Consider the following 23,352-nt stretch of genomic DNA (forward strand, 5'->3'; position numbering starts at 1 on the left):
GAACGGGCGAGGCCCGTGCCAGGCCATGCGCTGCGCCGACATTGACCATGATCAATACCGGCGGGCGGAAAAAGCCTGATTGTCTGGAGCTGGAACGCTCCCGCGTAACCGGCAAAACTACCTCAATGCACGATCCAGGTCCAGCCAAGCAGGCCTGGCACTTTGCCACAACTCCAGGCATGCTAGCCGCCCTTCGGGCGTCCGGCTTATAGTGCACGTCGCGCCAGCCCAGCCAAACCGCAGGATCACAGCTTGCCCAATGTCTCTTCGCCACAGCCCGCGCGCGTCAATGCCTCTGCGTTGGCTTATCCTTTGCGGGGCACACTCAAGGGAGCACTGGCGACGCTGGTGCTGCTGCTCCTGGCCCTGTTGTTCTGGCAGCTGCTGGATCAACTGCAGCAGACCCGCAAGGACCAGCATCAGCACGCCATCGACTATAGCGCCGACCTGGCCGACCACTTGAGCCTGAACCTGGCGCTCAATGCGCAGATCGCCCTCAATCTGCTGCCGATCGTCGCAGCCCCCGAAGATAGCCAGCAACAGCAGCAACTGCTGCAGAAACTCCGGCGCTCGCTACCCGATGTACGCAGCTTCGCCCTGCTGGATTCCCAGGGACAGATCCTCAGCGACAGCGCTACCAACAGCCAGGACGCGCTCTGGCTGGCTGAGCTAGTGCAACGCAGTCACTCGCAACGTTATTACTACAGCAATGCTGCTGACGGCTCAGTGGTGTATGTGCTGCTGCATCAAACCAGCGGTTCGACCCGCAGCTACTGGATCCTGCGCATAGCGCCCAGCTTCCTCCAGACCCTGGTCCGGCAGAGTGAAGAAGGCTTCAAACCCACCTGGGCAATCGAAAACCGCCTGACCCACCAGGTAATCAAACGCGATGACCGCAGCAGCCCGACTCCGGGCATGCTCGCCCCCGACGAAATGGCCAGCAGCATCCTGCTGGCTCCCCTGAGCAACAGCGACTGGCAACTGCGTGGCCTGTTTGACCAGCGCGCGGTGATCGAAGAACTGCTGCCGGCCTTTATTGGCAAGTGCCTGCTGGGCCTGGCCTTCTCCCTGCTACCGGTGATTGCCCTGCTAGGCATGCGCCGGCGCCAGCGCCAACTGCACGAAGGTCGGCGCCGCTATCAGGATATTTTCGAGGGCACTGGCGTGGCCCTGTGCGTACTGGATATCTCCGGGCTTCCGGGGTTCCTTGAAAAGCACCACTTGCACACCAGCGACCAACTCAAACACTGGCAGAACAGCCACCCGGAGCAGCGGCAACAACTGCTGCAGGAATTGCGCATCACCGAGGTCAACCAGGTTGCCTTGCGCCTGCTCAATGTCGAGTCCAGCGAGCAGGCCTGGCAGTTACTGATCGACGGCTGTCCAAAAAACGGCAGCTCCATCGGCAGCCAGTTGCTGGAGACCGTGATCAACCAGCAGAAACAGCTGGAGCTGGAGATCAAGCTCAGTGACGCCCACGGCAACGACCAGCATCTGTGGCTCGTATTGCGCCTGCCGGAGCGGACCCAGGACTACAACGCGGTCATCCTCAGTATCAGCGATATCACCAGCCGCAAGCTGATCGAACTGTCGCTGCTGGAGCGCGAGGGCTTCTGGTCGGATGTGGTGCGTACCGTACCCGATCACCTGTACGTTCAGGACGTGATCAGCCAGCGGATGATCTTCAGCAACCACCACCTGGGCCAGACCCTCGGCTACAACAAGACCGAACTGCACCAGATGGGCGAGTACTTCTGGGAAATTCTCCTGCATCCGGAAGACGCCGACCTCTATCACCGCCTGCGCCAGGAACAACGACACACGGCCTACGCCCAACTCCTGCAGTGCCAGTTGCGCTTTCGCCACCGCAGCGGCGATTGGCGGCGCTTCGAGATCCGTGAGCAAGCCCTGGCCCGAGATCGCTACGACCAGGTGACACGGATCATCGGCGTGGCCAAGGACATCACCGACCAGATCGAAGCCAGCGAATCCCTGCGTGACAGCGAACAGCGCTACCGCATGCTGGCTGAAAGCATCAGCGATGTGATTTTCTCCACCGACAGCAAACTCTCGCTGAACTACGTCAGCCCTTCGGTACACGCGGTGCTGGGCTACGACGTGGAGTGGATCTTCCAGAATGGCTGGCAGTCGACCATTGCCAACCCGCAGCAATTGAGTGGCATCTATGCCCTGATGGATCGGGTCAGCAAGGCCCTGGACAAACCCGAACAGCTGGCGCAACTGCGCAGCCAGGTGCAGACCCAACTGTTCCTGTTCGACTGCCTGCGGGCCGACGGCCGCAAGATCCCCATCGAATTGCGCCTGGTGCTGGTCTGGGACGAGCATGGCGTATTCGAAGGCGTGCTCGGGGTTGGGCGCGACATCAGCCAGCAACGCCGGGCGGAAAAAGACCTGCGCATGGCGGCCACGGTATTCGAACACTCGACCTCGGCCATCCTGATCACCGACCCCGCCGGCTACATCGTCCAGGCCAACGAAGCCTTCAGCCGGGTCAGCGGCTACGCCGTGTCCCAAGTGCTCGACCAACTGCCGAATATGCTCACCGTCGACGACCAGCAGGAAGCCCATCTGCGCTACGTGCTCAAACAGTTGAACCAGCACAGTACCTGGGAAGGCGAAGTCTGGCTCAAACGGCGCAATGGCGAGCACTACCCGGCCTGGGTCGGGATCACGGCAGTGCTCGACGATGAAGGCGACCTGGCCAGTTACGTGTGTTTCTTCAGTGACATCAGCGAGCGCAAGGCCAGCGAACAGCGGATTCATCGCCTGGCCTACTACGACGCCCTGACTCACCTGCCCAACCGCACACTGTTCCAGGACCGCCTGCACACGGCCTTGCAATCAGCGGAGCGACAAAAGTCCTGGGTAGTGCTGATGTTCCTCGATCTGGACCGTTTCAAACCGATCAACGATTCTCTGGGCCACGCCGCCGGCGACCGCATGCTCAAGGAAATGGCCACCCGCCTGCTGGGCTGCGTCGACAATGACGACACCGTGGCGCGCATGGGCGGCGACGAATTCACCCTGCTCCTGCAACCCCGATCCAGCCGGGAAATGGCTCTGAACCGGGCGATTAATGTGGCCGAGCAGATCCTTGCCAGCCTGGTCAGACCCTTTGTCCTGGAAGGTCGGGAGTTCTTCGTCACCGCCAGCATCGGCATTGCCCTGAGCCCTCAGGACGGCAATGAACTGAGCCAGTTGATGAAGAACGCCGACACCGCGATGTACCACGCCAAGGAGCGCGGCAAGAACAACTTCCAGTTCTACCAGGCGGACATGAACGCCAGCGCCCTGGAACGTCTGGAACTGGAAAGCGACCTGCGCCACGCCCTGGAGCAGGAAGAATTCGTGCTGTATTACCAACCGCAATTCAGCGGTGACGGCAAACGCCTGACCGGTGCCGAGGCGCTGCTGCGCTGGCGCCATCCACGACGCGGGCTGGTGCCGCCGGGGGACTTCATTCCGGTACTGGAAGAGCTGGGCCTGGTGGTGGATGTGGGCGACTGGGTAATCAGTGAAGCCTGCCGTCAACTCAAGGTCTGGCATCAAGCCAAGGTGCGGGTGCCGAAGGTCTCGGTGAACATCTCGGCCCGGCAGTTCTCCGATGGCCAGTTGGGCACGCGTATCGCCACCATCCTCAAGGACACCGGCCTGCCGCCGGCGTGCCTGGAACTGGAACTGACCGAAAGTATCCTGATGCGCGAAGTCAGCGAAGCCATGCAGATCCTCGACGGCCTGAAGAACCTCGGCCTGAGCATCGCGGTGGACGACTTCGGCACCGGTTACTCATCACTGAACTACCTCAAGCAGTTCCCCATCGACGTGCTGAAGATCGACCGTACCTTCGTCGACGGCCTGCCGTCCGGCGAACAGGATGCGCAGATCGCCCGCGCCATCATCGCCATGGCCCACAGCCTGAACCTGGCGGTGATCGCCGAGGGCGTGGAAACCCACGAGCAATTGGACTTCCTCCGTGAGCATGGCTGCGACGAAGTCCAGGGCTACCTGTTCGGCCGGCCGATGCCGGCCAACCGCTTCGAGGCGCAGTTCAGCAACGACGCCCTGTTCATGTTCGATTGACCCCGACCCGCTGTAGGAGCCGGCTTGCCGGCGAAGGCGCTCTCAGGGGCCTCTTCGCTGGCAAGCCAGCTCCTACGGGAGCTAAGCCGTGACGTGAAGGCCACTTGTCTGCGACATGATGTCCTTTCATATGCCATCTAAAACCCATTGGGGTAGAATGCCTCCCTTTTCTGCCCCCGATCCTTGAGGACCGCCATGTTCAGCCGTGATTTGACTATTGCCAAGTACGACGCAGATCTCTTTGCCGCCATGGAGCAAGAAGCTCAGCGTCAGGAAGAGCACATTGAGCTGATCGCTTCGGAAAACTACACCAGCCCAGCGGTGATGGAAGCTCAAGGCTCGGTGTTGACCAACAAATACGCCGAAGGTTACCCAGGCAAGCGCTACTACGGCGGCTGCGAATACGTCGACGTGGTTGAACAGCTGGCCATCGATCGCGCCAAGGAACTGTTCGGCGCCGATTACGCCAACGTCCAGCCGCACGCCGGCTCCCAAGCCAACAGCGCCGTGTACCTGGCCCTGCTGCAAGGCGGCGACACCATCCTGGGCATGAGCCTGGCCCACGGCGGTCACCTGACCCACGGCGCCAGCGTTTCGTCCTCCGGCAAGCTGTACAACGCCGTTCAATACGGCATCGACGCTAACGGCCTGATCGACTACGACGAAGTCGAGCGCCTGGCAGTCGAGCACAAGCCGAAAATGATCGTGGCCGGTTTCTCTGCCTACTCGCAGATCCTCGACTTCCCGCGCTTCCGCGAAATCGCTGACAAAGTCGGCGCCTACCTGTTTGTCGACATGGCCCACGTGGCCGGTCTGGTTGCCGCAGGCATCTATCCGAACCCGGTGCCATTCGCTGACGTGGTGACCACCACCACCCACAAGACCCTGCGCGGTCCACGTGGCGGCCTGATCCTGGCTCGCGCCAACGCCGACATCGAGAAGAAACTCAACTCCGCAGTATTCCCGGGCGCCCAGGGCGGCCCACTGGAGCACGTGATCGCGGCCAAGGCGATCTGCTTCAAGGAAGCCCTGCAGCCTGAGTTCAAGACCTACCAGCAGCAAGTGCTGAAGAACGCCAAGGCCATGGCCGGCGTGTTCATCGAGCGCGGTTTTGACGTGGTTTCCGGCGGTACTGAAAACCACCTGTTCCTGCTCTCGCTGATCAAGCAGGACATTTCCGGTAAAGACGCCGACGCCGCTCTGGGCGCCGCCTTCATCACCGTGAACAAGAACTCGGTACCAAACGACCCACGCTCCCCGTTCGTCACCTCCGGCCTGCGCTTCGGCACTCCAGCCGTGACCACTCGCGGCTTCAAAGAGGCCGAGTGCAAAGAGCTGGCTGGCTGGATCTGCGACATCCTGGCTGATCTGAACAACCAGTCGGTCATCGACGCGGTTCGCGAGAAAGTCAAAGCCATCTGCAAGAAGCTGCCGGTGTACGGCGCTTAATCAGCCCGCAGATCGCAGTACGAGAAGCCCGGCCCTGCGCCGGGCTTTTTTACGCCTGCAAAATCCCCCCCGACCACACCCGCCTGTTTTTCGCAGGTCATGACTGACCAGAGGATTCCAACTGGTAAGACCGGTCATGCCAATTTGCGACACCCCTCTTGTAAACCCATAAAACCCGAGCGTAGACTGCGCCTGCACTGGACATACCGGTAAGACCACAATAATTAAGTCCTCCATCCGCTGCGCCTAGATAGCGCACGGCAGACAGGACACCGACCAGGATTCTCCCCATGCTCAGATGGTGCTCGCGTTCGATTTTCCTCCAGGTTGTGCTCGGATTGATGCTCGGCATCGTCTGCGGACTCACCCTCCCCGAATACTCTTCACAACTCAAACCACTGGGCGATGGCTTCATCAAGCTGATCAAGATGCTGATCGGCCTGATCGTGTTCTGCGTCGTGGTCAGCGGCATCTCCGGCGCTGGTGACCTGAAGAAGGTCGGCCGCATCGGCCTCAAGTCAGTGATCTACTTTGAAGTACTCACCACCATTGCCCTGGTGATCGGCCTGATCATGGCCTTCAGCACCGGTATCGGCAGCGGCGCCAACATCCACCTGGAGCAGCTGTCCCCTGCGGACATGAGCGATATCGCCCAGCGCAGCCAGCACATGCACACCACCACCCAGTTCCTCATGGACCTGATTCCGACCTCGGTAATCGGCGCCTTTGCTGAAAACAATATCCTCCAGGTGCTGCTGTTCTCGGTGCTGTTCGGTAGCGCCTTGAACCTGGTGGGCGAAGCCGCTTCCGGTATCTCCCGGCTGATCAATGAGCTGAGCCACGTGATTTTCCGCATCATGGGCATGATCGTGCGCCTGGCGCCCATCGGCGTGTTTGGCGCCATCGCCTTCACCACCAGCAAATACGGCCTGGACTCGCTGCAGCACCTGGGCAGTTTGGTGGGCCTGTTCTACCTGACCTGCTTCGCCTTTGTCGCAGTGGTCCTCGGGCTGGTGATGCGCCTGTCGGGCCTGCGCATGCTGCCCTTCATCAAATACCTGCGGGAAGAATTGCTGATCGTCCTCGGTACCGCCTCCTCCGACGTGGTCCTGCCGCAGATCATGCGCAAGCTGGAGCACCTGGGGATTGGCAGCTCCACCGTGGGCCTGGTGATTCCCACCGGTTACTCGTTCAACCTGGACGGTTTCTCCATCTACCTGACCCTGGCCATCGTGTTCATCGCCAACGCCACCGGCACGCCCTTGTCCATCTCGGACCTGCTGACCATCCTCCTGGTGTCGCTGATCACCTCCAAAGGCGCCCACGGTATTCCCGGTTCGGCCCTGGTGATTCTGGCGGCGACCCTGACCGCGATTCCGGCGATTCCGGTGGTGGGCCTGGTGCTGGTGCTGGCAGTGGACTGGTTCATGGGTATCGGTCGCGCGCTGACCAACCTGATCGGCAACTGCGTGGCCACCGTGGCCATCGCCCGCTGGGAAAAGGACATCGACGTACAACGCGCCAATAAGGTCCTGAGCGGGCAGCAGGGTTATACCTTCCAGGCACGAAAACCGATTGCTGGTGCCCATCAGCAGGAATTTTGATCCGACCTTGTGCCAGCCGCAGGCAGGCACAACAATCAGCGCAGGAACATCGCGCTATCGATAGCTCATGGAGTCAACAGTGATCAGCTCGTCAACGGTTGTGAATTCAGTGGTAGAAAAGCTCCGGGCCGCCCTGGCCCGAGGCCAGTGGCGCTCCGGCGACATGCTGCCAGGGCAACGTGAATTGGCCGAGCAACTGGGCATCAGCCGCCCGAGCCTGCGCGAAGCAGTGATTGTCCTGGAAACCCTGGGCCTGGTGCGCTCGATGCCCGGCAAAGGCGTGGTGGTGCTGGACGCGCCCCTGGGCGAAGCCCAGCACGCCGACAGCGCAGTGGCCGGCGCCAGCCTCGAAGACGTGCTGCAACTGCGCTATACCCTGGAGCCGTTCATCGTCGGGCTGGTGGCGCAATCCATCAGCAGCAAGGAGGTTGGCCAACTGCGCCTGACCTTGATGGACATGCGTGAGGCCCTGGAGGCCAATGACAGCGAAGCCGGGGTCAACGCCTATGTTGCCTTCCACGAGGAGCTGTTCACCCTGACCTCCAACCCGATCTTCCAGAACGTAGTGCAACAGACCAGCAATGCCCTCAAGCAAAGTGCGCAGATCCTGCGCAATTCGCCGCAGCACCTGGCCGAGCGCCTGGAGGAAAATGAAGCCGTGGTGCGGGCGATCCGCAACAAGAACAGTGCCCTGGCCAGCGCCGAGATGCGCCGGCACATTCTCCAGGAAGGCCTGCGCATGGGCATCGAACTGAATATTCCGGACGATCACCTAGGCTCGAACGCCTCGTAATCTCCCCCTGTGTCAGCAACTGGACTGGAGACAGGCCATGGTCAGCTACGCCCTGAAAAATAATCCCTTCACCCTGGTAGCCAGCCTGCCGCGGCGCCAGTGCGGCGAGAAAACGCTGCTGGTGGACGATGTCTACCCGCAGATTTTCGACGCCATTCTCGAACAACGCATCGCCCCCGGCAGCCGCTTCACCGAGGACAGCCTGGGCCAGGCCTTTGGCGTCAGCCGCAGCATTATCCGCCAGGTGCTGGCGCGCCTGTCGCACCAGCAGGTGATCATCCTGCGGCCCAATCACCGGCCCCAGGTCGCCGCCCCGGACCTGGAACAGACCCGGCAGATCCTGCATGCCCGACGCCTGACGGAAATCACCCTGGTGCGCCTGGCCTGCCAGCAACCCCGACGCCAGCTGCAGCCCCTACGACAGTTGATCGCCCAGGAACGCGAAGCCATCGAGCGCAACCAGCGCGGCACGGCAATCCGGCTTTCCGGGGAGTTCCACCTGCAACTGGCGCACATCGCCGGCAACGGGCCACTGGCACACTTCCTCGGCAGCCTGGTGCCGCTGACCTCCCTGGCGATTGCCCAGATCGAAGGCCAGGCTCGCAACTACTGCGCCTGGCAAGAACACTCAGCCATTATCGATGCACTGCAGGATGCCGATGCGGCAGCGGCCGAGGCCCTGATGAACCGGCACCTCGAACACCTGGAGCAGCGACTGCTAGGCAACCTCTAGGAAGGGTGGAGCTCCGCCGGCTGACGACAGCCTCAGCCGGCCAGCATCCGCTCAAAGCCCTGGCGGATCTTCTGCTCCGGCAAATCGTCGGCAATGAACACCATCACGCTTTCCCGCGCCTCGCCCTCGGCCCACTCGGTATCCCAATCGAAGCCATACAACTTGAGCACGCCCTGGAACACCATCCGCCGGGGTTCGTCGATGATGTTCAACACGCCCTTGTAGCGCAGCAATTGCTTGCCATGGTCCTCCAGCAGTTCATTCATGAACCCGCTGAGACGATCCAAGTCCAGTGCCTGCCCAGTACGCAACACCAGGCTGGAAATCCGATCCAGCGACGGCGCAGTGTTCACCGGCCGCAGGCTGATGCCGCCGCCCAGGTCGGCATTGAGGTTGAATCCCCGGACATCCAGCATCTGCGCCAGGTCGATCTGGCCGTGCTCGACCACATGGATCGGTGCCCGGCGATTGATCCGCGTCAGGCGCTGGCTGAGGGCATCGAACGCGGCGTCATCCACCAGGTCACGCTTGCTCACCAGCAGGCGGTCGGCAAAGCCGATCTGCGCCTGGGCGATGGTCTGGGTCAGGTGGAATTCGGCGTGCTTGGCGTCCACCAACGTGATGATGCCATCGAGGATATAGCGCTCACGCAGTTCCTCATCGATGAAGAAGGTCTGCGCCACTGGCGCCGGATCCGCCAGCCCGGTGCACTCGATCACCAACCGGTCGAAGGCGATCTCACCGCTGTCCAGGCGCTCCAGCAGCAGGTACAGGGCCTTGGTCAGATCAGTGTGGATGGTGCAGCAGACGCAACCATTGGACAGGGTCATGACCTGGACCGGCTCGTCGCCCAGCAACTGGGTGTCGATAGCGGCATCGCTGAATTCGTTTTCGATCACGGCAATCTTCAAGCCGTGTTCGGCCTTGAGCAGGTAGCGCAGCAAGGTGGTCTTGCCGGCACCAAGAAAACCACTGAGCACGGTGACGGGAATAGGACTTTGCAAAACAGGATCTCCCACGCATAAAAACGTAGGAGCCGGCTGGCCGGCGATGGCGTCGATGAGATCGCTATCGCCGGCCAGCCGGCTCCTACATGGGTGTGGCTTAAACGCAGTGCTTCAACAGCACTTCGGACCGCCCTTGCCGCCGTACCGCGCTTCCTGGCGTTCACGGAAGAACGCCTCGTACGACATCACCGGCTTGTCCGGGTGCTTGGTTTGCATATGCTCGACGTAGTTGTCGTAGTCGGGCATGCCGACCATCAAGCGCGCGGCCTGACCGAGGTACTTACCGAGGCGACTCAGGTCATTGAACATATTTGCAATCCTCAGTTACGCGTCCGGCAAAGCCTGATAGGGCGACTCTTTATCCGTACGCTCCTTGCTGCCCCAGGCCGCGATACCGACCTTGAGCGCGTAGAACAGGATGCTGAACACCACCAGCAGGAACAATGCCGTCAGGGTCGCGTTGGTGTAGGCATTGAAGATCACGTGCTGCATCTGCGTGATGTCCTTGGCCGGAGCGAGGATCTGGCCACTGGCCAAAGCATCGCTGTATTTCTTCGCCAGCGACAGGAAGCCGATCGCCGGGTTGGCATCGAACAGCTTGATGAAGCCCGCGGTGGTGGTGCAGATCAGCAGCCAGACAGCTGGCAACAGAGTGACCCAGATGTAGCGGTGACGCTTCATCTTGATCAGGACCACGGTGCCAAGCATCAGGGCGATACCGGCGAGCATCTGGTTGGAGATGCCGAACAGTGGCCACAGGGTATTGATACCGCCCAGCGGATCGATCACGCCCTGGTACAGCAGGTAGCCCCACATGGCCACGCAGCCTGCAGTGGCGATCAGGTTGGCGGTCCAGGACTCGGTGCGTTTGAGCGCCGGAACGAAAGACCCCAGCAAATCCTGCAACATGAAACGCCCGGCACGGGTACCGGCGTCCACCGCCGTCAGGATGAACAGCGCTTCGAACAGGATTGCGAAGTGGTACCAGAACGCCATGGTGTTCTCGCCCGGCAGCACATGGTGAAGGATCTGCGCGATCCCCACCGCCAGGGTCGGCGCACCGCCGGCACGAGCCAGGATGGTGTTTTCACCGATGTCCCTGGCCACCGCCTGCAACTGCTCGGGGCTGATGATAAAGCCCCAGCTGCTGACGGTCTGGGCCACAGAGACCACATCAGCGCCGACAATTGCCGCCGGGCTGTTCATCGCGAAGTACACACCGGGCTCAATTACCGAGGCCGCAACCATGGCCATGATCGCCACGAAGGACTCCATGAGCATGCCGCCGTAACCGATGTAACGAGCGTTGGCTTCGTTATCCAGCAGCTTGGGCGTGGTCCCCGAAGCGATCAGCGCATGGAAGCCGGACACCGCGCCGCAGGCAATGGTGATGAACAGGAACGGGAACAGGCCGCCCTTCCACACCGGGCCGGTGCCGTCGGTGAACTGGGTCAGGGCCGGCATTTTCAGCTCGGGCATGGTGATCAGGATGCCGATCGCCAGGGCGATGATGGTACCGATCTTGAGGAAGGTCGACAGGTAGTCGCGAGGGGCCAGGATCAACCACACCGGCAGCACCGCAGCGACGAAACCGTAGCCGATCAACATCCAGGTGATCTGGATGCCGGTAAAGGTGAACATCTTGCCCCACACCGGATCGGCCGCTATTTGGCCCCCCAGCCAGATGGAGCCGAGCAGCAGCAGCACGCCGATCAGCGAGATCTCGCCGATCCGGCCCGGGCGGATGTAACGCATGTAGACGCCCATGAACACGGCAATCGGGATGGTCGCCATCACCGTGAAGATGCCCCACGGGCTCTCGGCCAGGGCCTTGACCACGATCAGCGCCAGCACCGCGAGGATGATGATCATGATCAGGAAGCAGCCGAACAGCGCAATGGTCCCCGGGATACGGCCCATTTCCTCACGGACCATGTCGCCTAGGGAGCGGCCGTTACGCCGGGTGGAAAGGAACAGCACCATGAAGTCCTGAACCGCACCAGCCAGGACCACACCGGCAATCAGCCACAGGGTTCCGGGCAGGTAGCCCATCTGCGCCGCCAGGACCGGGCCCACCAGGGGGCCGGCACCAGCAATGGCCGCGAAATGGTGACCGAAGAGAATATGTTTGTTGGTCGGCACATAGTCCAGACCATCATTGTTGACTACGGCGGGGGTGGCTCGACGCGGGTCCAGCTGCATCACATTGTTGGCGATGAACAGACTGTAATACCGGTACGCCACCAGATAGATGGCCACTGCAGCCACCACAATCCATAAGGCGTTAATTGCTTCTCCGCGACGTAATGCAACGACGCCGAGGGCGCACGCTCCTACGATTGCCAGCAGCAGCCAGGGAATATGGCGTGCCAGGCTATTATTGTTTTTCATTTTTATATTCCAGCCAGGTTGGACACAAAGACCGCGTCTGCGAGTGTAGCGCTACTGCTACCAAAGACCACCCCCACGTTGGTCTAGAGCCTTCTTTTAGCTTATGAGCAGGTTTTTTCGGAACATTTTCAGCTGAACCGCCTTACGCGAGAAACCTCGGTCAGGACTTTCAGTTGCAGATGCCTCGGCAAGGGTTCTGACGACTATCGCCCAAGGTGCGGTGCGGGTTGTAGCGACAGTCATAAACCGGAGTCTATAGTCAGTGCACCACTCAGAGGGCCTGTCCATGAGCGAGCAATACACCAACCGCCGACGCTTCAAACGCATCGCCTTCGATGCAAAGACCGAACTGAGCCAGGGCCCCCACCGCTGGCCGGTGCGACTGCTGGACCTGTCCCTCAAGGGCTTGCTGATCGAGCGCCCCGATCCCTGGCTGGGAGATCCCGAGCGTGCCTTTGAAGCGGACATCCATCTGGGTCCTGATGCCGACGTGCACATGGATGTGCGACTGGCCCATGATGATCATGGTCAGTTGGGATTCGTCTGCCTGCACATCGACCTGGACTCGATCGAACACCTCAGAAGGCTGATCGAGCTGAACCTGGGAGATCCCGAGGAACTGGAGCGTGAGCTGGGGGCGCTGATCGAGATCTGATCAGCTGCGCCTTTTCAAGGAAACAGTGCTGGCTCGGGAAACTCGCTTTCGGTATCCCAGTAACCTGCCTGCTGCCGCGAGGCGGCGGTCCATTGGCCGTCGACATAACGGAAGGTGCGATAGGTAGTGATGAACTCTTCGTTCTCCACCGACGAAGCCGACGAGACCTGCTGGATACTTTCAGTCCCGCCGTTAACGGATGGCACGATCTGCCAGGTGGCCTTGCCGGTCTGGGCGAACACCAGCGGCAGCTTCTCCCCACCCTCTTCCAGGCACAACACCGGGTCCAACTGGCTCTGCTCCGGCATCAGCACTTCGGTGGCCGGACCACTGTAGCTGCCCATGGGCGCGGTCTGGTCGATGGTCAGGAAGAATGCCGGGGACGGCAGGCCGTTCAGTGGTGCTTTTTCCACCGTGGCCATCGGGTAACCCAGGGACTTCTGCGCCAGCACCTCGCCGTTGTCGGACACCAGGCGCGCCTGGGCGCCCAGTGGCGCGACCGGACGCTCATCCTCGGACGGGGCAAAACTGTCGGCGTCCAGGCCATTGCCCCAGCTGTTGGCATGCAGTTCAGGGGTGATCCGCAGATCCTCCAGCACTTCCAGCACCGATCCGTCTCCCACCAGCACCTGCTGCGCGATCCGATACCCTTCAGGCACCTCGGCCTGCTGCGCCACGGCGAACCCGCTGCCGCACAACAGACTCAAGCCAAGCATCCAGCCATTCAACCTTGTCCTGCCCATATCATCTGCTTCCTTTCACAAGAGCCCGGCTCTGATTATTCGAAAAGTGCATCCAATGCCTGTTCCAGACGGGTCACGGCAATGATCTTCAAGCCCGGCGGCGACTCTTTCGGAGCGTTGCCCTTGGGCACGATAGCCCGTTTGAATCCGTGCTTGGCCGCTTCTTTAAGACGTTCCTGACCGCTAGGCACCGGACGCACTTCACCCGACAGCCCCACTTCACCGAACACCAGCAAGTCATGGGGCAACGGGCGGTTGCGCAGGCTCGACATCACCGCCGCCATCAAGGCCAGGTCGGAGGCGGTCTCCAGCACCTTGACCCCACCCACCACGTTGAGGAATACGTCCTGGTCATGGGTCGGAATCCCGCCGTGGCGGTGCAGCACCGCCAGCAACATCGCCAAGCGGTTCTGGTCCAGGCCCAGGGTCACCCGGCGCGGGTTGGCCAGGTGGCTGTCATCCACCAGCGCCTGGACTTCCACCAGCATCGGCCGCGTGCCTTCCCAGGTGGCCATGACCACACTGCCCGGAACCTCTTCCTGAGCACGGGTAAGGAAAATCGCCGAAGGGTTGGAGACCTCCTTCAGTCCACGGTCGGTCATGCCAAACACCCCCAACTCGTTGACCGCGCCAAAACGGTTCTTCACCGCCCGCAGCAAACGCAAGCGGCCATCGGACTCGCCTTCGAAATACAGCACCGTATCGACCATGTGTTCCAGTACCCGCGGCCCGGCCAAGGAGCCTTCCTTGGTTACATGGCCGACCAGGAAGATCGCCGTGCCGCTCTGCTTGGCGTAGCGCACCAGCAAGGCCGCGCTCTCGCGCACCTGGGATACGCCGCCCGGTGCCGATTGCAATTGCTCGGTGAAGATCGTCTGGATGGAGTCGATCACCATGACCTTGGGCTTTTCCGCCCGGGCCGTGGCAATGATGGTTTCGATACAGGTCTCGGTCATCACCCGCAGTTGATCCTGGGGCAGGCCCAGGCGCCGGGCACGCATTGCCACCTGTTGCTGGGATTCCTCACCGGTGACATACAACGCCGGCATGCGTGTGGCGATATTGCACAGGGTCTGTAACAGGATGGTCGACTTGCCGATCCCCGGATCACCGCCAATCAGCACTACCGAGCCGTCCACCAAACCGCCGCCCAGCACCCGGTCGAGCTCGCCGGACGCGGTGGAGAAACGTGGGATCTCCTCGACGCTGACTTCCGCCAGGGTCTTGATCTGTGCCTGCTGTCCGGTCCAGCCGGTGCGCCCGGCAGGCGCCGCGGCACCGCCGCTCTCGATCATAGTCTCGGTCAGGGTGTTCCAGGCCCCACACTCGCCGCATTGCCCGGCCCATTTGGGAAAGGTAGAGCCGCACTCGGTGCAGCCGTACATGCGCTTGGCCTTGGCCATCTGAACCCCCGACAAAAACCGCGATGATAGCTCAGACAGAGCGGATCAGCGCTGCACGGCAGTGCGTATTTGCCCGCTGGCCAGACGCGTGGCGCTGTTGCCCAGGGGATCCTCGGCATTCAGGTCAGCGCCTTTGGCCGCCAGGGCATCCAGCAACTCGACCCGTTTGAACAGGCCGGCGTACATGGCCGCCGTCTGCCCGGCGCCATTGCGCTGGTCGGGGCTGCAGTCGGCCGCCAGCAGACGTCGGGCGATCTGCACCTCGCCCTTGAAGATAGCCCCCATCAAGGCCGTGTTGCCGCGTTTGTCCTGGGCGCAGGCGTTGGCCCCAGCGGCCAGCAGGCGCTCCACCGCCGTAGCCTGGCCGTGATAGGCGGCGAGGATCAGCGCGGTATAACCCTTTTCATCCTGGGTATCGAGGGAATAACCGGCCTCGATAAAGGTGTTGAGCATCTCCACATCGCCACGGCGGGCGGCATCGAAATAGTAGTTTTCCAGCTGGACCTTGACCGCCACCGGGTCGGCGGGCTGGGCCTGGGCAGCCAGGGCCCAGGCCAAGGTCAGCAGCGTAATGAACAGGCGCATGGCGCACCTCCGTCTGTCTTGAAAGCGTAGGAGCCGGCTTGCCGGCGAAGAGGCCGCCCGATACCGCGCGGTGTCCGTGTTCGCCGGCAAGCCAGCTCCTACAAGGGGTGAAACATCAGTCGTTGAGTTTGGCCGCCAGAGCCTTGACCCGGGCCAGGTCGCCCTTGGCCACCTTGGTCACGCCAGTGCCGTATTCAGGGTCGGCCTTGTAAAGGAACGACAGCACGATGTGCTTGCTCTCATCATCGGTGGTGGCCAGCGAGCCGCCAAAGCTGTCGATCAGGTCCTGGCGCTCCTTCTTGCTGAGCGAGCGATACAGATCGCCGGTCTGCTTGAAGTTCTGCTCACGCTGGATCTTTGCCTGCTGGGTGCTACCCGACACAGCCATCTGGCTGTAACGCGCGCTCTGCGGCTCTTCGCGGGGCAGCAGGCGGCTCGGCTGGTAGTTGACCCCGGTGCTGGTGTGACCCAGATTCATGGCACCATCCTGGTTGCCGTTGTTCGCCGGGTTCTTCGGTGCGTTGATCGGCAGTTGCAAGGCGTTGGCGCCAATGCGGTACATCTGGGTATCGGCGTAGGAGAACACTCGGCCTTGCAGCAGGCGATCTTCCGACGGCTCGATCCCCGGCACCAGGTTGGACGGCGCCATGGCGACTTGCTCGGTTTCCTGGAAAACGTTGGCCGGGTTGCGGTTCAACACCATCTGCCCGACTTTGCGCTCGGCAACATCCGGCCAGATCTTCGTCGCATCCAGCGGGTCGAAATCAAACTTTGCCAAGTCCTCGGGTTTCAATACCTGGACATACAAGTCCCACTTGGGAAAGTCCCCTTTATTAATGTGGGTTACCAAGTCATTAGTCATATGGCTGTAATCACGCCCCTGTACCTCGACCACCTGTTTCGGGTCGAGGTTCTTCAGGCCTTGCAGACTCTTCCAGTGAAACTTTACGTAATGCACTTCGCCCTTGGCATTGATCAACTTGTAGGCATGCACCCCATTACCGTCCATTTCCCGGTAACTGGCTGGAGTACCGGAGTTGGAGTACAGCTCGGTCAAAGTACGGGTGGCTTCGGGAACATGGGAGAAGAAATCGAAACGCCGCGAGTCATCATCGAGGTTGGTGCGCGGGTCGGGTTTGAACGCGTGCACCATATCCGGGAACTTGATGGCATCACGAATGAAGAAGGTCGGGAAGTTGTTGCCCACCAGGTCCCAGTTACCGTCTGCGGTATAGAACTTGGTGGCGAAACCCCGTGGGTCGCGCAGGGTTTCCGGGGAATGGTTGCCGTGCACCACCGCCGAGAAACGCACGAATACCGGGGTCACTTCACCGGCAGCGAACACCTTGGCGCGGGTCAGGTCGCTGAGGTTGTCGGTGACCGTGAAGCTACCGTGGGCGCCGGTGCCGCGGGCGTGTACCACGCGCTCAGGAATGCGCTCACGATCGAAACGCTGGAGCTTCTGGATCAGTTGCACATCCTGCAGCATCACCGGCCCGCTGGCACCCGCAGTCTGTGAGTTCTGGTTGTCGCCCACCGCCGCGCCATTATCGCGGGTCAGCGTTGCAGCCTGTACGGAAAGGGAAAACATACTGGCGGCAAGCACACCCAGTACGCGTCGTTGGGAAAAACTCCCGAGGCCAAGAGAAGCGGTCATGTTGTATTCCTCTAGTTATATAAGGCGCATCTCGATGCGCCTGCTAGAGGCTAGTGGCTAACTATTTGAAAGATAAATAGTAAGGCTGTAACCGTCTGATTGACAGAATGTACTGGTTATAGCGTCGGAGGCGGGGTATATCGCGCGCGATTTGATGGCACTGTAATAAACTATTTGCCTCTTTGTCGGTCGATAACCCCGCTAGCTGTAAAAAGTTGTGTCGGCAAAATGCATTTTGCTGAATTACACTGCCATCACCAACCTCATCAGCCACAAGGAATAACCTATGGGCGTGCTAAGTGAATTCAAGGCCTTCGCGGTCAAAGGTAATGTGGTCGACATGGCCGTCGGTATTATCATCGGCGCCGCGTTCGGTAAGGTCGTTTCATCCTTTGTCGGTGACGTGGTCATGCCACCCATCGGACTGCTGATTGGTGGGGTGAACTTCGGGGATCTGGCGGTCACGTTGAAGGCGGCTGCGGGCGATGTGCCGGCGGTGGTACTGGCCTATGGCAAATTCATCCAGAGCATCATCGACTTCATCATCATCGCCTTCGCCATCTTCATGGGCATCAAGGTCATCAACCGCCTGAAGCGCGAAGAGGCCGTGGCCCCTACCGTGCCACCGGTACCGACTAAAGAAGAAGAGTTGCTGGGCGAGATCCGCGACCTGCTCAAGGCCCAGAACAACAAGCCTTGAACACTGCTTTCGCGACAAGACAACGGCGCCCCTGAGGCGCCGTTTTCGTTACCAGTAATTCTCCACCGCCACCTGTCCCGGTCGCCGGGTCAGGCTCAGGTGCATGTCCCGCGCTTTGAGCAGGGCACGGGTATCGTCGATCATCTGCGGGTTGCCGCAGAGCATCACCCGCGAGTGCTCGGGTGTCAGCTCGACGCCGGCGGCGCGCTCCAACTGGCCGTTCTCGATCAGCTCGGTGATGCGCCCGTTGAGGCTGCCCGGATGCTGTTCCCGGGTCACGGTGCTGATGAACTGCAACTTGTGCGCAACTTCCGCCAGGTATTCACGCTGGGGCAGTTCGGCGAGCAGTTGCTGGTAAGCCAGCTCCTTGGCCTCACGCACGCTATAGACCAGGATGATCCGCTCGAATTTCTCCCACACTTCAAAGTCCTGGAGGATCGACAGGAACGGCGCAATACCCGTGCCTGTGGATAACAGCCAGAGATCACGACCGTCGACAAAGCGGTCCAGGGTCAGATAGCCAAACGCCTGGCGATCCACCAGCAGGCTGTCCCCCACTTCCAGGCGGCTCAGTTCGCTGGTGAACTCGCCACCGGGCACGACAATCGAAAAGAACTCGAGATACTCATCGAACGGCGACGACACCATGGAATAGGCGCGCCACACGGTGCTGCCGTCGGCCTTGGTCACGCCGAGACGGGCGAACTGCCCGGCACGAAAGCGGAAGCCTGCATCCCGGGTGGTACGCAAGGTGAACAGGCTTGAAGTCAGTGGCTGGACATCGAGCAGGGTCTGACGGGTGTACTTTTCTTCACTGGCAGTCATGACGGACTCCACAAAAGCGATGCTCTAGTGTCCCGCAAAGCGCCGAACAGAAACACCGGCGGTTTGTAGTGACATAGATCGCGGGCAATCAGCAGCAAAAAAACGTACCATTTACCCCCACTTTGAACAGCCATCCTGCAGCCTGCGCCGCTTCTGCTCGAAGGTTCCTGTCCGCTGCAGATCCTCGCCGACAGGACATTCACCGATTACCTAGAGTCCGCCCCATGCCCCTGCTTGCAAGCCCCTTCGCCCAGCTCGACCTGATCCGCCAGCCCGAACAGCAGAACGAGCCGCTGCAAGCCTTCGACGCAGCGGATGAGTACCTGCTCAATCACCTGGCCGAACAACACCCGGGCAGCGACACCCGGGTGCTGGTGCTCAACGACAGCTTCGGTGCACTGGCCGCCAGCCTGCTGGGTAAGGTCCAGGTCAGTAGCAGCGGCGACTCCTACCTCGGCGCCCTGGCCCTGGAAAAGAACCTGGTGCGCAACGGCCTGCCCTTTGACGCCATTCGCATGGTGCCCGCCAGTGAAACCTTGAGCGGGCCATTCGACCAGGTGCTGATCCGCGTGCCCAAGACCCTGGCCCTGCTGGAGGAGCAGTTGATCCGCCTGCAAGGACAACTGGCCCCCGGCGCCCAAGTGGTGGCGGCCGCCATGGTCAAGCACCTGCCTCGCGCCGCCGGGGATTTGCTGGAGCGCTATATCGGCCCGGTACAAGCTTCCCTGGCAGTGAAGAAGGCCCGCTTGCTGATTGCCACCCCGGAACACAAGCAGCCCGCCGTGTCGCCCTACCCGACCCGCTATCGCCTGGATCAACCGGCCATCGAGCTACTCAACCATGCCAACGTGTTCTGCCGTGAAGGCCTGGACATCGGCACACGCGCCTTCCTCCCGCACCTGCCAAAAAACCTCGGCAATGCCCGGGTCGCGGACCTGGGCTGCGGCAACGGCGTGCTGGCCATTGCCAGCGCCCTGGACAACCCGCAAGCCCACTACACCCTGGTGGACGAGTCCTTCATGGCGGTGCAATCGGCCCGGGAAAACTGGCAGGCGGTGCTCGGTGAACGGCCAGCAGAAATGCGCGCCGGTGATGGCCTGGCTGGCCAGGAAGCACAGTCCCTGGATGTGGTGCTGTGCAACCCGCCCTTCCACCAGCAGCAGGTGGTCGGCGATTTCCTCGCCTGGCGGATGTTCCAGCAAGCCCGGGAAGCCCTGGTAGTAGGCGGCGCGCTGTATATCGTCGGCAACCGCCACCTGGGGTATCACAGCAAGCTGGCGCGACTGTTCCGCGGCGTGGATCAGGTGGCGGCAACCCCCAAGTTCGTGATCCTCAAAGCCCGCAAGTAAACACACTGGGTACGGCGTGTGGCGAGCGAGCAGTCGCCCTCGCCACAACAGCCCCTGGCACAAGCGTCATTTACGACAGGCAAAAAAAGCCCTCCAAACGGAGGGCTATAAACCGTGCCGCAAGGCAACGGGATGGGATGATCGGTGAGTGTTTCAGTGGGTGGTCAAGCCGGCCGCATTCATGAACATGCGCATCAGGCTGGCCACCACGAACAGGGCCAGGACGCTGCCGCCCCAGATCATCACTAGCCAGCCTAGACGCTGCCACAGCGGTTTCTTTTCCGCCTGCTCGATTTCCTGCAAAGAGTGTTTACCGCTCATGACTTCAACTCCTGCCTAACCCGAATTTCCGTAGGAGCTGGCTTGCCAGCGAAAGCGACGGCAAGCCGGGCACAAGGCTCAAGGGCCTCTTCGCCGGCAAGCCGGCTCCTACCTAGTGATAACCGTCTTCGTGGGTGACCTTGCCGCGGAACACGTAGTAGCTCCAGAAGGTGTAACCCAGGATGAACGGGATGATGAACAGCGTGCCCACCAGCATGAAGCCCTGGCTCTGCGGCGGCGCGGCGGCGTCCCAGATAGAGATCGACGGCGGCACGATGTTCGGCCACAAGCTGATGCCCAGGCCGCTGTAACCGAGGAAGATCAGCACCAGGGTCAACAGGAACGGCGTGTAGTGAGCGTTACGGGCCACGGCACGCAACAGGCCGTACATGGTCACCAGCACCAGGATCGGCACCGGCAGGAACCAGAACAGATTTGGCAAGGTGAACCAGCGTGCAGCAATCTCGGCGTGCGCCAGCGGGGTCCAGATACTGACGATGCCGATCACTGCCAGCACGACATAGGCCAGGGGCCGAGCAATGTCATGCATCTGCTGCTGCAGCTTGCCTTCGGTCTTCATGATCAGCCAGGTGCAGCCGAGCAAGGCATACGCCACCACCAGCGCCAGGCCGCAGAACAGGGTGAACGGTGTCAGCCAGTCCAGGGAACCGCCGGCGAACTGACGGTTGACCACCGGCAGGCCGTCGATAAAGGCCCCCAGGGCCACGCCCTGGAAGAAGGTCGCAGCCAGGGAGCCGCCGATGAACGCCTTGTCCCAGATATGACGCTTGTCGTCCCTGGCCTTGAAGCGGAACTCGAAGGCCACGCCGCGAAAGATCAGCCCCACCAACATCAGGATCAGCGGCAGGTAGAGCGCCGACAGCACCACCGAGTAGGCCAGCGGGAAGGCGCCGAACAGCGCCGCACCACCCAGCACCAGCCAGGTTTCATTGCCGTCCCAGACGGGAGCGACGGTATTCATCATCACGTCACGGTCGCGCTCGTCCTTGACGAACGGGAAGAGAATCCCGATGCCCAGGTCGAAGCCGTCCATGACCACGTACATCATGATGCCGAAGATGATTATCACGGCCCAGATCAGCGGAAGATCGATACCCATGACTCAATTCCCCTTGTTCAGGCGGCTGCTGTGGTGGTCATCGTCGTTGTCATCGTCGGCTGCAGACAGCGGACGCGCCGGGGTGCGTTGTTGCCCGGGACCACCGTGGCTGGTTTCGGCACCTTCGTTGGTGATCGGGCCTTTGCGCACCAGGCGCATCATGTAGCCAATACCCACGCCGAACAGCGAGAAGTACACCACCACGAACAGCGCCAGGGTGATGCTCATCTGCACGAAGCTGTGTCCGGAAGACGCATCCGCCGTGCGCATCAGGCCGTAGACCACCCACGGCTGACGGCCGATCTCGGTGGTGAACCAGCCGGCAAGGATCGCGATCAGCCCGGACGGGCCCATCCACAAGGTCAGGTACAGGAACGGTCGCGAGGTGTAGAGGGTGTCGCGCTTGCGCAGCCAGACGCTCCACAGGCCGGTGAAGATCATCAGCATGCCCAGGCCCACCATGATCCGGAACGACCAGAACACGATGGTCGAGTTGGGCCGATCCTCAGGCGGGAATTCCTTGAGCGCCGGCACCTGCTTGTCCAGGGAGTGGGTGAGGATCAGGCTGCCCAGGTAGGGAATTTCCACCGCGAACCTGGTTTTCTCGGCTTTCATGTCCGGCCAGCCGAAGAGGATCAGCGGGGTCGGTTCATTACCGACGTTCTCCCAGTGGCCTTCAATGGCGGCGATTTTCGCCGGCTGGTGCTTGAGGGTGTTGAGACCGTGGAAGTCACCGATCACCGCCTGTACCGGGGCGACGATCAGGGCCATCCACATGGCCATCGAGAGCATGCGACGAATGGCCGGATTGTCCCGCCCCCGCAGCAAGTGCCAAGCTGCCGACGAACCGACGAAGAACGCCGTGGCGACAAACGCAGCCACCGCCATGTGCGCCAGGCGATAGGGGAACGACGGGTTGAAGATCACCGCCAGCCAATCCACCGGAATCACCTGACCGTTGACGATTTCATACCCTTGGGGTGTCTGCATCCAGCTGTTGGACGAAAGAATCCAGAAGGTCGAGATCAGGGTGCCGATGGCCACCATGACGGTGGCGAAGAAATGCAGCTTGCGTCCGACCTTGTTCCAGCCGAACAGCATGACCCCAAGGAAACCGGCCTCAAGGAAGAACGCCGTAAGCACTTCATAGGTGAGCAAGGGACCGGTGACAGAACCGGCAAAATCGGAGAACCGGCTCCAGTTGGTGCCGAACTGGTAAGCCATCACCAGGCCGGAGACCACGCCCATGCCGAAGTTGACGGCAAAGATCTTCGACCAGAAGTGGTACAGGTCACGGTAGGTATCGTCACGGGTCTTCAGCCACAGGCCTTCGAGTACCGCCAGGTAGCTCGCCAGACCAATGGTGATTGCCGGGAACAGGATATGGAACGAGATGGTGAACGCGAACTGAATTCGGGCGAGATCAAGAGCCTCTAAACCGAACATAAGCTTTCCTCTGTCAGGTAATACCGGCTGCCGGCCAGAGGCCTGCACCCACTGCCCCCACGGATATGGAGTGCGGCGAATTCGAATTCGTTCTTTTTGAAACCATCGCACGCAGGGATTCTGGTACTTTTGCCACCACATCAGCCTTGGGAAAGGTTTTGATCTGGGTCAAGCAACGTTGAAAGAGTAGTCCTAATTTGCTCGCGCAAGCGTGTGGTTATTTGCCGCGTGACAGCTTGCCCCACCCTCTCAAGCCCGGGGGTTTCCCAGATATTTTTCCCTGTGGCCACTGTCGCGAGCGGCGCTCAGGCTCGCAGGAGCTTCAGCAACAGCAAAGCACCGCCCCCCACTTCAGGCCGATCACAGCCAGCGGTCGCGACAGCAGGGATTGCGAGAAGTATTTCACCGCCCAAAGCAGATAGATGCGCGGCTAACGATTTTTCCGCAGGCTGCAACCTTCGGTTACATCT

The 23,352-nt window shown here is 61.1% G+C and carries 19 protein-coding genes; 8 read left to right on the forward strand and 11 right to left on the reverse strand.

The features are described 5' to 3' along the window. The first annotated feature begins 252 nt into the window (after positions 1 to 252). The 5 genes from GV819_RS12720 (at position 253) to GV819_RS12740 (ending at position 8,680) form a co-directional block, all read left to right on the forward strand. Positions 253 to 4,101: a sensor domain-containing protein gene (locus GV819_RS12720; RefSeq protein ID WP_161756441.1), complete on the forward strand. Its 3,849-nt coding sequence runs from the start codon at positions 253 to 255 to the stop codon at positions 4,099 to 4,101. Between the two features lie 195 nt (positions 4,102 to 4,296). Further along, positions 4,297 to 5,550, forward strand: coding sequence for a serine hydroxymethyltransferase (gene glyA, locus GV819_RS12725; protein ID WP_161756442.1), 1,254 nt, complete (start codon positions 4,297 to 4,299; stop codon positions 5,548 to 5,550). 290 nt (positions 5,551 to 5,840) lie between these two features. Next, positions 5,841 to 7,154: a C4-dicarboxylate transporter DctA gene (locus GV819_RS12730; RefSeq protein WP_161756443.1), complete on the forward strand. Its 1,314-nt coding sequence runs from the start codon at positions 5,841 to 5,843 to the stop codon at positions 7,152 to 7,154. A gap of 79 nt (positions 7,155 to 7,233) precedes the next feature. Beyond that, on the forward strand, positions 7,234 to 7,947 hold the full coding sequence (locus GV819_RS12735; protein ID WP_161756444.1) for a FadR/GntR family transcriptional regulator: 714 nt from the start codon (positions 7,234 to 7,236) through the stop codon (positions 7,945 to 7,947). A 37-nt stretch (positions 7,948 to 7,984) separates the two neighbouring features. Further along, positions 7,985 to 8,680: a GntR family transcriptional regulator gene (locus tag GV819_RS12740; RefSeq protein WP_161756445.1), complete on the forward strand. Its 696-nt coding sequence runs from the start codon at positions 7,985 to 7,987 to the stop codon at positions 8,678 to 8,680. 32 nt (positions 8,681 to 8,712) lie between these two features. Here the strand turns inward: GV819_RS12740 and yjiA are convergent, their stop codons facing one another. The 3 genes from yjiA to GV819_RS12755 all read right to left on the reverse strand — a co-directional run bounded on the left by yjiA (position 8,713) and on the right by GV819_RS12755 (position 12,078). Beyond that, positions 8,713 to 9,684, reverse strand: a complete 972-nt coding sequence (gene yjiA / locus GV819_RS12745; protein ID WP_161756446.1) for a GTPase — start codon at positions 9,682 to 9,684, stop codon at positions 8,713 to 8,715. 114 nt (positions 9,685 to 9,798) lie between these two features. After that, complete coding sequence (locus GV819_RS12750) at positions 9,799 to 9,996, reverse strand: YbdD/YjiX family protein (protein WP_007937254.1); 198 nt, start codon at positions 9,994 to 9,996, stop codon at positions 9,799 to 9,801. A gap of 15 nt (positions 9,997 to 10,011) precedes the next feature. Continuing rightward, positions 10,012 to 12,078, reverse strand: coding sequence for a carbon starvation CstA family protein (locus GV819_RS12755; protein WP_161756447.1), 2,067 nt, complete (start codon positions 12,076 to 12,078; stop codon positions 10,012 to 10,014). A 286-nt stretch (positions 12,079 to 12,364) separates the two neighbouring features. Here GV819_RS12755 and GV819_RS12760 point away from each other — a divergent pair, with 286 nt between their 5' ends. Continuing rightward, entirely contained in the window at positions 12,365 to 12,733 is a 369-nt protein-coding gene (locus GV819_RS12760; protein WP_161756636.1) for a PilZ domain-containing protein, read from the forward strand. 14 nt (positions 12,734 to 12,747) lie between these two features. Here GV819_RS12760 and GV819_RS12765 read toward each other — a convergent pair whose 3' ends face one another. The 4 genes from GV819_RS12765 to katB form a co-directional block, all read right to left on the reverse strand. Beyond that, positions 12,748 to 13,476: a hypothetical protein gene (locus tag GV819_RS12765; RefSeq protein ID WP_434738428.1), complete on the reverse strand. Its 729-nt coding sequence runs from the start codon at positions 13,474 to 13,476 to the stop codon at positions 12,748 to 12,750. 35 nt (positions 13,477 to 13,511) lie between these two features. Continuing rightward, entirely contained in the window at positions 13,512 to 14,879 is a 1,368-nt protein-coding gene (radA, locus tag GV819_RS12770; RefSeq protein ID WP_161756448.1) for a DNA repair protein RadA, read from the reverse strand. 45 nt (positions 14,880 to 14,924) lie between these two features. After that, positions 14,925 to 15,464, reverse strand: coding sequence for an ankyrin repeat domain-containing protein (locus GV819_RS12775; RefSeq protein ID WP_161756449.1), 540 nt, complete (start codon positions 15,462 to 15,464; stop codon positions 14,925 to 14,927). 115 nt (positions 15,465 to 15,579) lie between these two features. Continuing rightward, positions 15,580 to 17,121, reverse strand: coding sequence for a catalase KatB (gene katB, locus GV819_RS12780; RefSeq protein WP_161756450.1), 1,542 nt, complete (start codon positions 17,119 to 17,121; stop codon positions 15,580 to 15,582). Between the two features lie 286 nt (positions 17,122 to 17,407). Here katB and mscL point away from each other — a divergent pair, with 286 nt between their 5' ends. After that, a complete protein-coding gene (gene mscL, locus GV819_RS12785; RefSeq protein ID WP_161756451.1) occupies positions 17,408 to 17,821 on the forward strand; it encodes a large-conductance mechanosensitive channel protein MscL in 414 nt (137 codons plus the stop codon). A 48-nt stretch (positions 17,822 to 17,869) separates the two neighbouring features. On the opposite strand, the gene GV819_RS12790 is transcribed toward mscL, so the two are convergent. Continuing rightward, positions 17,870 to 18,646 carry a ferredoxin--NADP reductase gene (locus GV819_RS12790; protein ID WP_161756452.1) on the reverse strand — a complete coding sequence of 259 codons (777 nt, stop codon included), beginning with the start codon at positions 18,644 to 18,646 and terminating at the stop codon, positions 17,870 to 17,872. A 224-nt stretch (positions 18,647 to 18,870) separates the two neighbouring features. Here GV819_RS12790 and GV819_RS12795 point away from each other — a divergent pair, with 224 nt between their 5' ends. Further along, on the forward strand, positions 18,871 to 19,995 hold the full coding sequence (locus GV819_RS12795; RefSeq protein WP_161756453.1) for a methyltransferase: 1,125 nt from the start codon (positions 18,871 to 18,873) through the stop codon (positions 19,993 to 19,995). 153 nt (positions 19,996 to 20,148) lie between these two features. On the opposite strand, the gene GV819_RS12800 is transcribed toward GV819_RS12795, so the two are convergent. The 3 genes from GV819_RS12800 to GV819_RS12810 all read right to left on the reverse strand — a co-directional run bounded on the left by GV819_RS12800 (position 20,149) and on the right by GV819_RS12810 (position 22,882). Beyond that, positions 20,149 to 20,316, reverse strand: coding sequence for a DUF2474 domain-containing protein (locus GV819_RS12800; protein ID WP_011063586.1), 168 nt, complete (start codon positions 20,314 to 20,316; stop codon positions 20,149 to 20,151). Between the two features lie 112 nt (positions 20,317 to 20,428). Then, complete coding sequence (gene cydB, locus GV819_RS12805; protein ID WP_161756454.1) at positions 20,429 to 21,436, reverse strand: cytochrome d ubiquinol oxidase subunit II; 1,008 nt, start codon at positions 21,434 to 21,436, stop codon at positions 20,429 to 20,431. A gap of 3 nt (positions 21,437 to 21,439) precedes the next feature. Then, positions 21,440 to 22,882 carry a cytochrome ubiquinol oxidase subunit I gene (locus GV819_RS12810; RefSeq protein ID WP_161756455.1) on the reverse strand — a complete coding sequence of 481 codons (1,443 nt, stop codon included), beginning with the start codon at positions 22,880 to 22,882 and terminating at the stop codon, positions 21,440 to 21,442. Positions 22,883 to 23,352 lie beyond the last annotated feature (470 nt).

This window comes from Pseudomonas sp. Fl5BN2, assembly GCF_009908205.1.
Taxonomy (GTDB): Bacteria; Pseudomonadota; Gammaproteobacteria; order Pseudomonadales; family Pseudomonadaceae; genus Aquipseudomonas.

Bases quoted from the DNA above. Each gene is read 5' to 3' on its own strand.
- GV819_RS12765 (WP_434738428.1), bottom strand. From the start codon at position 13,476: ATGGGCAGGACAAGGTTGAATGGCTGGATGCTTGGCTTGAGTCTGTTG.
- radA (WP_161756448.1), bottom strand. From the start codon at position 14,879: ATGGCCAAGGCCAAGCGCATGTACGGCTGCACCGAGTGCGGCTCTACC.
- GV819_RS12810 (WP_161756455.1), bottom strand. From the start codon at position 22,882: ATGTTCGGTTTAGAGGCTCTTGATCTCGCCCGAATTCAGTTCGCGTTC.
- GV819_RS12755 (WP_161756447.1), bottom strand. From the start codon at position 12,078: ATGAAAAACAATAATAGCCTGGCACGCCATATTCCCTGGCTGCTGCTG.
- cydB (WP_161756454.1), bottom strand. From the start codon at position 21,436: ATGGGTATCGATCTTCCGCTGATCTGGGCCGTGATAATCATCTTCGGC.
- GV819_RS12760 (WP_161756636.1), top strand. From the start codon at position 12,365: ATGAGCGAGCAATACACCAACCGCCGACGCTTCAAACGCATCGCCTTC.
- GV819_RS12800 (WP_011063586.1), bottom strand. From the start codon at position 20,316: ATGAGCGGTAAACACTCTTTGCAGGAAATCGAGCAGGCGGAAAAGAAA.
- GV819_RS12790 (WP_161756452.1), bottom strand. From the start codon at position 18,646: ATGACTGCCAGTGAAGAAAAGTACACCCGTCAGACCCTGCTCGATGTC.
- glyA (WP_161756442.1), top strand. From the start codon at position 4,297: ATGTTCAGCCGTGATTTGACTATTGCCAAGTACGACGCAGATCTCTTT.
- katB (WP_161756450.1), bottom strand. From the start codon at position 17,121: ATGACCGCTTCTCTTGGCCTCGGGAGTTTTTCCCAACGACGCGTACTG.
- GV819_RS12750 (WP_007937254.1), bottom strand. From the start codon at position 9,996: ATGTTCAATGACCTGAGTCGCCTCGGTAAGTACCTCGGTCAGGCCGCG.
- mscL (WP_161756451.1), top strand. From the start codon at position 17,408: ATGGGCGTGCTAAGTGAATTCAAGGCCTTCGCGGTCAAAGGTAATGTG.
- GV819_RS12730 (WP_161756443.1), top strand. From the start codon at position 5,841: ATGCTCAGATGGTGCTCGCGTTCGATTTTCCTCCAGGTTGTGCTCGGA.
- GV819_RS12740 (WP_161756445.1), top strand. From the start codon at position 7,985: ATGGTCAGCTACGCCCTGAAAAATAATCCCTTCACCCTGGTAGCCAGC.
- GV819_RS12775 (WP_161756449.1), bottom strand. From the start codon at position 15,464: ATGCGCCTGTTCATTACGCTGCTGACCTTGGCCTGGGCCCTGGCTGCC.
- GV819_RS12795 (WP_161756453.1), top strand. From the start codon at position 18,871: ATGCCCCTGCTTGCAAGCCCCTTCGCCCAGCTCGACCTGATCCGCCAG.